This is a genomic window from Larkinella fluvii, from assembly GCF_051857545.1.
Taxonomy (GTDB): Bacteria; Bacteroidota; Bacteroidia; order Cytophagales; family Spirosomataceae; genus Larkinella.
Genome location: NZ_JBPZHB010000013.1, coordinates 68,814 through 80,613 on the forward strand (window position 1 = coordinate 68,814; position 11,800 = coordinate 80,613).

Genomic DNA, 11,800 nt, shown 5'->3' on the forward strand with positions numbered 1-11,800 from the left:
AAAACCGTAAACTAAATATTAAGCACCAATGGCAGCAAACGCCCTTTCCAGATCGGCCTTGATGTCGTCGAGGTGTTCGGTACCCACCGACAACCGCAACTGACCCGGCGCAACCCCGGCACTGATTTGTTCGGTATCGCTCAACTGCTGGTGTGTGGTGGCCGCCGGGTGAATAATCAGCGTTTTGGAATCACCGACATTGGCCAGGTGGCTGATCATCGTCAGGCTGTCGATAAACTTATCGGCCAGTTCTTTTCCTGCTTTCAGCTTGAACGTCAAAACGCCCCCAAAACCGCGTTTGAGGTATTTTTTGGCCAGTTCATGGTAAGGGCTGCTTTCCAGACCCGGGTAGAAAACCCGTTCCACCTGCTCGTGTTGCTCCAGCCACTGCGCCAGGGCGAGGGCGTTCTGAACCGTGCGATCAACGCGCAACGACAGCGTTTCGATGCCTTGCAAAAACAAAAACGAATTGAACGGACTCAGCGAAGGTCCCCAGTCACGGAGTCCTTCGACCCGGGCGCGAATGATGAACTGGATGTTACCAAACGGCCCGCCAATGCCGAACACGTCGTTGAAGACCAGGCCGTGGTAGCCTTCGGAAGGTTCGGTAAACTGAGGAAATTTGCCGTTGCCCCAGTTGTAATTCCCGCTGTCGACAATGACGCCCCCAATGCTTGTGCCGTGGCCGCCGATCCATTTCGTGGCCGATTCGACCACAACAGCCGCACCGTGTTCGATGGGCCGGAACAAATAACCGCCCGCGCCGAAGGTGTTGTCGACAATCAGCGGCAAATCGTATTTCCGGGCCAAAGCCGCGAAGGCTTCAAAATCCGGAATGTTAAACTGGGGATTCCCAATGGTTTCCAGGTAAATGGCCTTCGTCTTGTCGTCGATCAGCTTTTCGAAGCTTTCCACTTTGTCGCCATCGGCAAAGCGGGCATCAATCCCGAGCCGTTTGAACGAAACCTTAAACTGGTTGTAGGTGCCGCCGTAGAGGTAGGAGGTCGTCACGAAATTATCGCCCACACCCAGAATGTTGTTGAGCGCAATGAACTGCGACGCCTGACCCGACGCCACGGCCAGAGCTGCCACCCCGCCTTCCAGAGCCGCAATGCGCTTCTCGAAAACGTCGGTCGTGGGGTTCATAATCCGGGTATAAATGTTTCCAAACTGCTGCAGGGCAAACAGTTGGGCGCCGTGTTCGGCATTATCGAAAACGTAGGAAGACGTTTGATAGATGGGAACCGCCCGGGATTTGGTGGTGGGGTCGGGCTCCTGTCCTGCGTGCAGTTGCAGGGTTTCAAAATGCAATGGTGTTGACATACGTGCTGCTAGTTATAGAGTTGAGGATTGGTGAAGCGAGAGTTAGATTCTAAAATTGACGCGCCAGCCGGGACGTTGGAACGTCCTGACGCCGGGTCGCCGGCGTGATGGAGTTGTTGAATGGCGGAGATAAACCCACGGCGCATTCCGTCAACCCGCTGCCGATAGCCTCTCCCGGTTGTCGGTATCGTCGGTGTGTGTGAAATTAGTAGCCCGCCGGGGGCATACAGCATCGGATGTTGGTCATGTGTCTGTTCGATTTATATCTCCTATCGGATAGCCAAAGCGATCCGTAGGCGGGATGTAGCACCTTGCCGCGCGGCAGGTTGCCAGAGGTTCACCGAGCCCGGTCTCTTGCCTCTTCTTTATAAATCAAGCGCAGCAGGAAGTCTGCTGCAACGATTCAAGGTTGTTCGAACCGTGTTGGAAACTTGATTTGAGCCGCAAGTATAGCGAACGAAGCCCGATGCTGCAAATTTTTTGGCAGGAAACCAGTCGAACAGGACTTCGACGCAGTAATTGTTTCCAATAAAAAACCTCTCATTTCAGGGTCTGGCGACCACAAAATGAGAGGTTTTACGCTTCTGGTGCTGTCCGAAAACTCCGGAAAGTCGCCAAGGCTTATTGACTAGGTCGTCAGCTTCCAGCCATCGCGGTATTGCCGCGAAACAAACTGGTTGGCATCGTCGAAGTTGGTAATTTTCATATTCTTGCCATCCCACATCAGGCGTTGGCGACCGGGGTAGTTGAAGCCCTTGCCGTCGGCTTTCGGTGTCCGGAGCATGTAGCTGCGAATGGCCAGGTTGCCCATCAGAACGGATTCGGTCAGCGGGCCGGAGAAGTCGAACGAAGACGTCAAGGCTTTGTGTTCCTTGCTGTTAAAACCGGCCTTGCAGGCTTCGGTCCACAGGATCTGGTGGCCGTTTTCGGGCCACGGTTTTCCGTCGGCCGGTTTGGGCTTCGGAGCGGCTTCCATTTTCTGTCCGTCTTTGGTATACAATTTCGGGTCATCACCGTACATGCCGCAGGCAATCAGACCTTTGTCGCCCACCATGAACATGCCGTTTTCGCCCCCTTCCGGATAAGCTTCACCCGCAGGCAAAAAGTCGGGGCGGAACGGACGAATACCGCCATCGGCCCAGATCAGTTTGACATCGGATTTATTTTTAGCCGACGCCGGGAATTTCAGTTCCACGTGCGACGCTGGCGGACAGCCTTCGGGGTTGTATTCCGGCGTCCAGTCTTTCAGAAATACCGAACTGATGCTGGTTTCCACTTCAGTAGGGTAGCCCAGTCCCAGAACGCGGAACGGAATATCCATGATGTGGCAACCGATGTCGCCGAGTGCGCCCGCACCGAAGTTCCACCAGCCGCGCCATTTGAACGGGTGGTAAGCCGGTGTGTAGCCCACTTTCTGGGCCGGTCCCAGCCACAGATCCCAGTCCAGATCGACCGGCGTATTTTCGGCAGCCTGCGGCACCGGAATACCCTGCGGCCACACGGGGCGGTTGGTCCAGATCTGAATGGTGTGAACTTTTCCGATCAGGCCTTTGTCAAACCAGTCCACCATCTGCTTCTGCTGCGGGTTCGAGGATCCCTGGTTCCCCATCTGCGTCACCACCTTGTATTTACGGGCGGCTTCGGTCAGCATCCGGGCTTCGTAAATGTTGTGGGTCAGCGGTTTTTGCACGTACACGTGCTTGCCCCGCTGCATGGCGGCCATCGCCACGACGGCGTGTGTATGGTCGGCGGTCGAAACCGTAACGGCATCAATGTTCTTTCCTTCTTTTTCGAGCATTTCACGGAAGTCCTTGTAGCGCTTGGCGTTCGCATGCTTCGTAAAATTCTCTTTCACACGGGGAAGCCCCCAGTCCACATCGCACAGGGCCACGACGTTGTTGGCTCCGTTGTTGAACGAGTTGTTGATGTCACTGGACCCTTTCCCACCAAAGCCGACAGCGGCCAGGTTAAGTTTATCGCTGGGCGCGATGAAGCCCGGCCCGCCCAGAACGTGGCGCGGCACGATAAAGAAACTACCAGCAGCTAATGCCCCGGCCTGAATGAACTTGCGACGCGATGTCTGCGACGGTTTTTCAGAAGATTGCATAAATCAGATAAGGACTATAGGTAAATCAATACAAATAAAGCTCAAATTAAGGAAGATATACCAATCGGGAAGCGAAAAAATGGTTAAAGTAAATGAGGTGGTTTTAATGGTTAAGAATGGTTGGGTGGTTAAGAATGGTTGAATAGCTGGTGGAGCCCATCTTTCAACCAGCCTACAGCCATTTAACCATTCAACCCTCATCAACCATCCAATCATCCACTTTCCGTAGTTAAAATTTTTCCGGGATTGCCGGGCCATTCCTTCGGGTGGTTCGTTACCTTTGTGTTAAGACCCGTTTCGTATGGCCCAATATTATCGTTTTGACAAAGACAATGCTTCCCGGCGTGCCGGAACGGTTGCCCTGAAGGATGCGATCGGGCAGATGCTAAAGTCCTATCAACTGCAAACCCGGTTCAACGAAACGTATCTGGAAGCTTTTTGGGAGAAGATGATGGGCAAAGCCATCGCTTCCCGCACCAACCGGCTCTACGTCAAAGACCGCAAGCTCCACATCGAAATCAATTCCGCTCCGCTGCGCAGCGAACTGGTGATTGCCAAACAGAAAATGATTCAGCTCATCAACCGCGAAATGGGTGCCGATGTGCTGGAGGATGTCATTTTTATCTGATTCACTTTGATACGACCCCCTTTTTTAGAACCCGGTCAGCGGGTGGGCGTGTTGGCTATGGCCAGCCGTCTGGACTATGAATCGCTCGAACCGGCCTTCCACATCCTGCGCGATCAGTGGCAGTTGGAGGTGGTAGAGGGCGAATCGCTCCGGAGTAGTTATTATCAGTTTGCGGGCGACGACGCCCTGCGCACCCGCGACCTGCAACAGATGCTCGACGACCCCGGCATCCGGGCGATTTTCTCCGCCCGGGGGGGCTACGGCAGCTACCGCATCCTCGACCGGCTTGACTTTACGCAGTTTCTGAAAAATCCGAAATGGATCATTGGCTTCAGTGACATTACGGTTGTACACTGCCACCTGCACCGGATGGGCATCCAGAGTTTACACGCCATTATGCCCAAATTATTTGGCGGTGAAGGCGTTACGGATTCCATCGAAACGCTGCGGCAATGCCTTTTTGGTGAACCCCTTACTCCCTATACCAGCCCCTTCCACCTTCTCAACCGCCCCGGAACGGCCACGGGCTCCCTCGTTGGCGGCAACCTGACGCTGCTCATGCACATTCTGGGCACGCCATCCGACATCGATCTGACCGGCAAACTTTTGTTTATCGAAGACATCGACGAGACACTTTTCTCCACCGACCGCATGATGATTCAGCTCCGGCGCTCCGGCCGATTGGCCGATCTGGCCGGTTTGCTGGTGGGACAGTTTACGGACATGCGCATCAACGAATCCTCGCCCTTTGGCAAAACCGCCAACGAAATCATTGCCGAGCAGGTGGCCGGGTATAACTACCCCGTTTGCTTCGATTTCCCGGTCGGCCACGTAGCCCGCAATCTGGCCATGCCGATTGGAAAAACCGCAGAGTTAGTGGTGAAGGAAGAAGGCGGGCAGTTGCGGTTTTAAGGGGAATAATAAATGCAAAATGATGAATTTTAAATGTAAAAGTGACTGGTAAGAGAGAGCGTCGTCTAATGGTTCATGAATACTACATGGAAATGGCCAATGACGAATGATAAAATGGGTGAACGAAAGACCCGGCAGTATGATCTCGAAGAACGGCTTATTGATTTTGCCGTACTAATCATTGAAACCGTAAACCGAATCCCCCCCACAAAAGCAGGGAGTCATCTGGGCGGCCAACTTATTCGTTCGGGTACTGCGCCAGCCTTACATTATGGTGAAGCCCAGGGCGCGGAGTCTCGAAAGGATTTTATTCACAAAATGAAGGGTGCCCTGAAAGAGCTTCGGGAGTCGCAGATCAACTTGAAAATCCTCAAAAAAACTCAGCACCTTACTTTTGCCGACGAAAAAACCACCCAGGAATGTCGGGAACTGGTTCAAATCTTCACGCGCAGCATTGAAACCGCTGAACGCAATCTAGCCCAGAAGTAGCCCCACTTTTACATTCATCATTTTACATTTTACATTTATTATTCTTTTCTCAATCACTTCTTCTTCCCACCCGCCGTTGCGGCTCCTTTCCACTGCTCCATGTAATCGACGGTCAGGTGACAGAGGGATTTGACACCCAGGCCAAAGCCGCTTTCATCGATAAAGAAGTCCGGTGTGTGGTGCGGGGCGGCATCTTCCAGTTTGCGGCCTTTTGGCATACCACCCAGAAAATAGAAAAAACCGGGTACTTTTTGCTGGAAAAAGGAGAAGTCTTCCGCACCGGTATCGAGCGGACGGATGATCACGTTGTCTTTTCCGGCCACGGCTTCCAGCGTCGGCACCATCTGATCGGTTAAAGCCGGGTCGTTGTAGGTCACGGGATACATCACGTCGATTTTCACATCCGCTTTGGCTCCGGCACTCTCCGATATGTTGGTGGCAATTTCGTTAATCCGGCGATGGATCGTTTTCTGCATATCGGGCGTAAACGACCGGATGGTGCCGATCATGTTCACCTCTTCCGGAATGATGTTTTGCCGAATCCCGCCATGCACCGCGCCCACCGTTACCACCGCCGGGTATTCTGTAATGGCCAGATTCCGGCTGACAATGGTTTGCAGGCCCATCACAATTTGCGACGAAGTCACAATCGGATCGACCCCCGACCACGGTGCTGCGCCGTGCGTCTGTTTGCCTTTGACTTTGATGCTGTAAAAATCGACGGCTGCCATCGTGGCCCCCGGGCGGTATTTGATGGTTCCGACTTCGGTTTGGGAGTTGATGTGCAGGCCAAAAATGGCGTCGACCTTCGGATTTTCCAGAACCCCTTCTTTCACCATCAACTGCGCGCCCCCCTCTTCACCGGCCGGTGGGCCTTCTTCGGCGGGTTGAAAAATAAACTTGACGGTTCCTTTCAAGTCGTTTTTAACACTGGCCAGCACTTCGGCCACGCCCATCATGATGGCGACGTGTGAATCATGACCACATGCGTGCATGACGCCGGTTTTCTGGCCGTTGAACTCCGTCGTTACCGTGGATTTGAACGGCAGATCGCCCCGCTCGGTCACCGGCAAACCGTCCATATCCGCCCGCAACGCTACGACCGGCCCCGGTTTGCCGCCTTTCAGAATGCCGACGACCCCGGTTTTGGCCACATTGGTTTTTACCTCGATGCCCAGCGAATGGAGGTGAGCAGCAATCTTGGCGGAGGTTTGCAGTTCGCGATTGCCCAGCTCCGGGTTCTGGTGAATTTCACGACGCCAGGTGACCACTTTTTTCTCCAGCCCATCGGCCAGTTTATTCATCTGATTCTTCAGGGGCGACTGGGCCGGTAACGTAAACGGTGCCAGTGCAAGCGAAAAAACCACTGCACCGACTGTTTTTGTAAACATCCTCATATACTCGTTCTGGTTTATTTCCTGTTTTGCCGAAAATGCAAGCTAGGTTGTTTTTCTAAGTAATATTTAGAAAAATTTTATCAAAGTAGTATTATGCAATCATTTTTTGAACCATTTTTGCGAATAACCTAAACAAATATACAGATTTATGAAAAAACTATTACCATCCCTATGGGTGTGGTTTGCCTTGCTGTGTCTACCAGCACTGGCGCAGGATCGCACCGTTACCGGGAAAATCACTTCATCAGACGACGGCTCCCCACTCCCGGGCGTGAGTGTTCAAATCAAGGGCACCACCCGCGGTGCCAACAGCAACAGCGACGGCACCTACCGCCTGGGCAACGTCCCGGAAAATGCCCGGCTCGTCTTCAGTTTCATCGGTTTTGCTTCCCAGGAAATCGAAACCGGCAACCGCTCCACGATCAACGTCACCCTCCAGGTCGATGCCACCAGCCTCAGCGAAGTGGTGGTGGTGGGGTACGGTACACAAAGCAAAAAAACCATTACGGGTGCGGTTTCTTCGGTCAATGGCGAGACCATTGCCAACAAACCCGTTCAGAGTTTCGATCAGGCTTTGCAGGGCCGGGCTGCGGGGGTGAACATCATCACACCGAACGGGGTTCTAAACAACGCGCCGGTGATCCGGATTCGCGGGGTTTCGTCCATCAACGGCAGTTCGTCACCGCTGATCGTCATCGACGGCCTGCCCATCAACTCCAACGACAATGTTTCGGCGGGCGGTTTTACGGTGAACAACCCACTGGGCGACATCAACCCGTCCGATATCGAATCGCTTGAGATCCTGAAAGATGCGTCGGCAACGGCCATTTACGGTTCGCGGGCAGCCGCCGGGGTTATTCTGATCACCACCAAAAAAGGCAAGGAAGGCCGGGTGCAGGTAACCTACGACGGTTGGGTTGGCGTTACCAAACCGTTCAAGCTGTTTGACATCCTGGATGCACAGCAGTACATGGACTACAAAAACCTAGCCGCCCGCAACGCCAACCTGCCCGACCAGTTTTTCCCCACCCTCAATGCCGATGGCAGCGTGGTGAACACCGACTGGTACGATGTGATTTACCGCACCGGAACGGCCCACAACCACAACCTGGGCGTCAACGGCGGGACGAAAGACACGAAGTACGCCTTCTCGGTGGGCTACACCGATCAGGAAGGGATGTTGAAACAGAACTCCTTCAGTCGGATGACGGGTCGGATGAACATCTCGCACCAGTTGAACAAAGCCATTCGGCTCGGTGCCAATATTGCGCTGGCCAACAGCAAAAACCAGGCTCCCAACACCGGAACGACGGGCGCGTTCAGCACCGGCGGTCTGGGTCGTTTGCCACTGGTGCTGGCCCCCAACCTGGCCCCCCGCAACCCCGACGGATCGTACAACATTAACCGGGCCGGTAACAACATGGGACTTGGCAAAAACCTGGTCGGCGCTGGTGGGTATTATAACCCGCTGCCTGACCTTGAACTCAGCCGGTTTACATCGGAAAACAACCACATCCTGGGAAATATTTTTGCCGATTTCACCCTCTTCAAAGGACTCACGTTCCGGACCTCCTACGGGATTGACAACACGACCGTAGAGGACATCGACTTTCGGAACAGCGTCCACGGCGAAGGCGGAACGGCGGGTGGTCAGGCGTTTAACATCTTCACCAACATCAAACAGTGGAACTGGCAGAACTACCTGACTTACGATCTTCAGGTGGGAAAAAACAATTTCTCGGTTGTGGGTGGTAACGAAGTCCAGAAATATACGATCAACCGCTGGGGTGGTGCGCGGCAAGGGCTATCGGACCCGTTCTTCACGTCTTATCAGGGGAACTTTACGAGCAACCAGCCGCCGGCTGGTAACTTCCAGAGCCAGAATGGTCTGATCTCGTATTTTGCCCGCTTTGATTACAATTTCGACCAGAAGTATCTGTTAACCTTCAACTTCCGTCGGGACGGTTATTCGGCTTACGCGGCTGGCCGTAAATACGGCAACTTCCCCGGAGGATCGATCGGCTGGCGGGTTTCGGAAGAAAACTTCTGGAAAAATTCAATCGGCAAAGTGGTCAATGAGTTTAAAATCCGGGCCAGTCTGGGCCGCGTCGGAAACGCCGGCATCAGTGATTTCGGCTCGTTGAGCCTGTTTAACTCCGGTTTATACGGCACCGTGCCTACGTTCTTCTTCGCGCAGGCCGGGAACCCATCGCTGCGGTGGGAGAGCAGCACGAGCACCGACATCGGTATCGCGTTTGGGTTGTTCGGCGACCGGATTACGGGTGAACTGACGTACTACAAGAAAGACGTCACCGACCTCGTTCTGCCCGAACCCCAGGCTCCGTCGCGTGGGATTCCGAACAACTTCATTCTGACAAACATTGGCTCGATGGCCAATACCGGAATCGAGCTGGCGCTGACGTCTTCGAACATTACCAAAGGCAAGTTCAACTGGACTACCAGCTTCAATATTTCGACGCTGAAAAATGAAGTGACGGCTCTGGCTAACAACAACGCCGACATTCTGGCCAATACGGGCGGTCTGGAAAGCTCCAACATCGTGCGGGTCAATGAGTCGATCGGGAGTATTTACGTCATCCGGACCGATGGCGTCAACCCGGCCAATGGTCGCCGGATTTTTATCAACGCCAACAACGACCGGGTACAGTATGACCACTCGGCCCCGGCCGCCAGTCGCTGGACTTACGTCGACCGGGATGGCAACGCCCCGGCGATTTCCGGTACTGACCGGGTTGTGGTGGGTGCAGCCATACCGAAATGGTACGGCGGTTTGGACAACACCTTCAAGTATGGCAATCTGGAATTGGGGGTTTTCCTCCAGTTTTCGGGTGGCAACGTGATTTACAACGGAACGAAAGCCGGTTTGCGCGATCAGCGGCCCTGGAACAACGACGTTGGCGTGCTGAACCACTGGAAACAGGCGGGTGACATCACCGACGTTCCGCGCCCGGTTCTGAACGACAACATCTCGAACGGTTCGGCCAACCCGATTTCTGAAAATGTGGAAAAAGGCGATTTCCTGCGGGGACGGAACATCATGCTCGCCTACACGATCAAGAACGATCTGTTGCGGAAAGCCAATCTGTCGTCGATCCGGGTATATGCGCAGGTGCAGAACGCCTTCATCATTACAAACTACACGGGATCTGACCCTGAAATCTCGACCAACCGGAACTCCAACACGGCACCGGGCGTCGACCGGAACTCGGTTCCGCAGGCCCGTACGTTCACGGCCGGTCTGAGCCTTAATTTCTAATCGATCGTTTGATGTCCTGATTCAACAGCCCTTTAAACGGTTAACACGATTTTCCATGAAAAACCATACTTCATATTTATTCACAAACCGACGGATGTTCCTGAAAGCCGCGCTGCTTTCGGTGTGCCTGCTGCCCGTCGTGACCTCGTGTAGTGAGGAAGAACTCCTGGAGCCCAAACCCCTGACCAGCCTGGCCGATGTAGAGGCTTTTTCCAACCCCGATCGGGTGCTGGCGCAGGTGAACGGTCTGTATTCGAGCATTAAAAACGGCCAGTTTTTGGGTGGCCGGTATTTCATTTACGTCGACGTCCGGGGTGAAGAGTTTCTGAATGTGAGCAACAACGGCGTAACGGCCCTTCAGACCTGGAATCACACCAACAACTCCGGCTCCAACGAACCCACCAACCTCTGGAACCAAGCGTATCTGGCCATCAACCGGATCAATTTGTTTTTGGAAGGCCTGGACGCCAATCCCACCGTGGTCGACGCGGCACTGGCCAGTCAATACAAAGGCGAAGCCCGGTTCTTGCGGGCATTAGCCTATCTGTCGATGGTGCAGCTCTACGCACAGCCCTATACGAAAGACAACGGAGCCAGTCTGGGCCTGCCGCTCCGCTTGCAAGGCGAGGTCGGAACGGGCAACAATGACTTGGTTCGCAGTACGGTAGCGCAAGTGTACGCCCAGATTCTGGAAGACTTGAATTTTGCCGAGCAAAACCTGGCGGCCACCAATGCGTCTGCTGCGCTGAATACGACACGGGCGCACAAAAATACCGCCATTGCGCTGAAAACCCGGGCCTATCTGGCAATGGGTCGCTACGCCGATGTGGTGACCGAAGCGGCCAAGATTGTTTCGGCAACGGCCCCTTACCGGGCGGCAACCGGTGTGGCCCACCAGTTGCAGGCATCGGTTTCGACGGTTTTTACCAATTACACCACGACGGAATCCATTCTTTCCATGCCGATGAGCAGCAACGACCTGCCCGGTACGCAAAACGGGCTGGCGAGCTACTACATGCCGATTGTCGGGATTGGTGACTACAGCCTGAATCCGAATGGCATCATCGGTAATGCGGCTTTCACGGCCACCGACGCCCGCCGAACCAGTTTTGTCAAGAATGATTTTACGGGGGATGCAGGCCGGATCCGGCTCACCAAGTTTCCGACGGGGCCACAGCATACCGACTATGTTCCGGTGATCCGGTACGCCGAGGTGCTGCTGAACCTGGCCGAAGCCAAAGCGCGGCTGGCTGCGGGGGTCGATGCCGATGCGCTGGCGTTGCTAAATGCTGTTCGGGGCCGGTCGGCACCCACGGCGGTTTATGCCACCATGGCCGACAAAGCCGCGCTGGTCGACGCCATTCTGCTGGAACGCCGGATCGAGTTGTTAGGAGAAGGATTTCGCTCCAACGATTTGCTGCGGCAGAATCTTCCGCTTCCTGCCAAAGCCAATATACAGGCTGTAACAGTAGCGGCCTCGGTCTACATCTGGCCGATTCCACAGGGCGAACTGAACGTGAACAAACTGGCCGTACCAAATCCATAACCACCGCGTGAAGTAGCCAGGAAAACCGCACGACGGATTATCTTAACGCCTTCCGGAAAGGATCGAAACTCGAATATAACGGGTTAGAATCCTTCTCCGGAAGGTTTTCTTTTGAGCAAAA

8 protein-coding genes and 1 riboswitch are annotated in these 11,800 nt (G+C 54.2%); of the genes, 5 read left to right on the forward strand and 3 right to left on the reverse strand.

Annotation, left to right across the window (positions count from 1 at the left end; genetic code table 11):
- Window positions 1–18 precede the first annotated feature (18 nt).
- On the reverse strand, window positions 19–1,323 hold the full coding sequence (locus ACS5NO_RS28935; RefSeq protein ID WP_439418366.1) for an O-acetylhomoserine aminocarboxypropyltransferase/cysteine synthase family protein: 1,305 nt from the start codon (window positions 1,321–1,323) through the stop codon (window positions 19–21).
- A 257-nt stretch (window positions 1,324–1,580) separates the two neighbouring features.
- Window positions 1,581–1,697, reverse strand: a riboswitch (SAM riboswitch).
- 254 nt (window positions 1,698–1,951) lie between these two features.
- Complete coding sequence (locus ACS5NO_RS28940) at window positions 1,952–3,430, reverse strand: Gfo/Idh/MocA family protein (RefSeq protein ID WP_114404176.1); 1,479 nt, start codon at window positions 3,428–3,430, stop codon at window positions 1,952–1,954.
- 301 nt (window positions 3,431–3,731) lie between these two features.
- Here ACS5NO_RS28940 and ACS5NO_RS28945 point away from each other — a divergent pair, with 301 nt between their 5' ends.
- The 3 genes from ACS5NO_RS28945 to ACS5NO_RS28955 all read left to right on the forward strand — a co-directional run bounded on the left by ACS5NO_RS28945 (window position 3,732) and on the right by ACS5NO_RS28955 (window position 5,459).
- On the forward strand, window positions 3,732–4,058 hold the full coding sequence (locus tag ACS5NO_RS28945) for a DciA family protein (RefSeq protein ID WP_114404177.1): 327 nt from the start codon (window positions 3,732–3,734) through the stop codon (window positions 4,056–4,058).
- Between the two features lie 6 nt (window positions 4,059–4,064).
- Window positions 4,065–4,970: a S66 peptidase family protein gene (locus ACS5NO_RS28950; RefSeq protein WP_439418367.1), complete on the forward strand. Its 906-nt coding sequence runs from the start codon at window positions 4,065–4,067 to the stop codon at window positions 4,968–4,970.
- A 99-nt stretch (window positions 4,971–5,069) separates the two neighbouring features.
- Window positions 5,070–5,459: a four helix bundle protein gene (locus tag ACS5NO_RS28955; RefSeq protein ID WP_439418368.1), complete on the forward strand. Its 390-nt coding sequence runs from the start codon at window positions 5,070–5,072 to the stop codon at window positions 5,457–5,459.
- A 53-nt stretch (window positions 5,460–5,512) separates the two neighbouring features.
- On the opposite strand, the gene ACS5NO_RS28960 is transcribed toward ACS5NO_RS28955, so the two are convergent.
- Window positions 5,513–6,850, reverse strand: a complete 1,338-nt coding sequence (locus tag ACS5NO_RS28960) for an amidohydrolase (RefSeq protein WP_439418369.1) — start codon at window positions 6,848–6,850, stop codon at window positions 5,513–5,515.
- A gap of 154 nt (window positions 6,851–7,004) precedes the next feature.
- Here ACS5NO_RS28960 and ACS5NO_RS28965 point away from each other — a divergent pair, with 154 nt between their 5' ends.
- Both ACS5NO_RS28965 and ACS5NO_RS28970 read left to right on the forward strand, forming a co-directional pair.
- Window positions 7,005–10,133, forward strand: a complete 3,129-nt coding sequence (locus ACS5NO_RS28965) for a SusC/RagA family TonB-linked outer membrane protein (RefSeq protein ID WP_439418370.1) — start codon at window positions 7,005–7,007, stop codon at window positions 10,131–10,133.
- 55 nt (window positions 10,134–10,188) lie between these two features.
- A complete protein-coding gene (locus ACS5NO_RS28970) occupies window positions 10,189–11,679 on the forward strand; it encodes a RagB/SusD family nutrient uptake outer membrane protein (protein ID WP_439418371.1) in 1,491 nt (496 codons plus the stop codon).
- The last annotated feature ends 121 nt before the right edge of the window (window positions 11,680–11,800 follow it).